This is a genomic window from Spirosoma jeollabukense (assembly GCF_054777855.1).
Genome location: NZ_BAAHAD010000073.1, coordinates 1 through 886, shown reverse-complemented (window position 1 = coordinate 886; position 886 = coordinate 1). Strand labels below are relative to the sequence as shown.

At 29.8% G+C, this 886-nt stretch carries 3 pseudogenes; all 3 read right to left on the bottom strand.

Annotated features, from left to right (window positions below):
• Window positions 1–102, bottom strand: a pseudogene (locus ACYVEA_RS34590) (hypothetical protein); the annotation flags it as partial.
• A 12-nt stretch (window positions 103–114) separates the two neighbouring features.
• Window positions 115–426: pseudogene (locus ACYVEA_RS34585) on the bottom strand (cytochrome b N-terminal domain-containing protein); the annotation flags it as partial.
• 168 nt (window positions 427–594) lie between these two features.
• Window positions 595–834: pseudogene (locus ACYVEA_RS34580) on the bottom strand (DUF4405 domain-containing protein); the annotation flags it as partial.
• Between the last annotated feature and the right edge of the window lie 52 nt (window positions 835–886).

Here is an 886-nt window from a genome sequence, read left to right as displayed (position 1 = left end):
ACCTAAATCAGTGAAAGGTAGAGAAAGTAGTACCAATATAGCTGCAAACATTGTTATAACACCTAATAATTTATTAGGGATAGATCTTAATATAGCATAAAAAGGTAATAAATATCACTCAGGAACAATAGCAGCTGGTGTTTGCATAGGATTTGCCATTATATAATTGTCACTATCTCCTAACGCATTAGGCATAAAGAAAACAAAAAAACTTAAAACAAATATAAAAATAAAAATAGTAATTAAATCTTTAAATAAGTAATAAGGAGCAAAAGGTACTCTATCATAAGTACCGGCAATTCCTAGAGGATTACCAGACCCAGCTGTATCGTGAAGTGCTATTAAATGCATTAAAACTAAAGCTGCTAAAACAAAAGGTAATACAAAATGTAATGAAAAAAATCTATTTAAAGTTGCATTATTAACACTGAAACCACCTCAAATAAATTCAACAATATCTTGACCAATTCAAGGTATAGCACTAATAAGATTAGTAATAACTGTTGCACCTCATAAAGACATTTGACCATAAGGAAGAACATATCCCAAAAATGCTGTAGCCATCATTGCTATAAATAACACAGTTCCTATAGTTCATACTAATGTTCTTGGTGCTTTATATGATCCATAGTATAATCCTCTTCCTATGTGTAAATATACTAAAAAGAAAAAAGCTGACGCAGTATTTGAGTGTAAATAACGTATTAATCAACCATTATTTACATCTCTCATAATATGCTCAACAGAGTTAAAAGCTTCAGCTACACTAGGTGTATAATGCATAGCTAATGTAACTCCTGTAACAATTTGTATTATTAAACAAAGAGCTAATAACGAACCAAAATTTCATAAATAACTTAAGTTAGATGGTGTAGGTGAATCTATA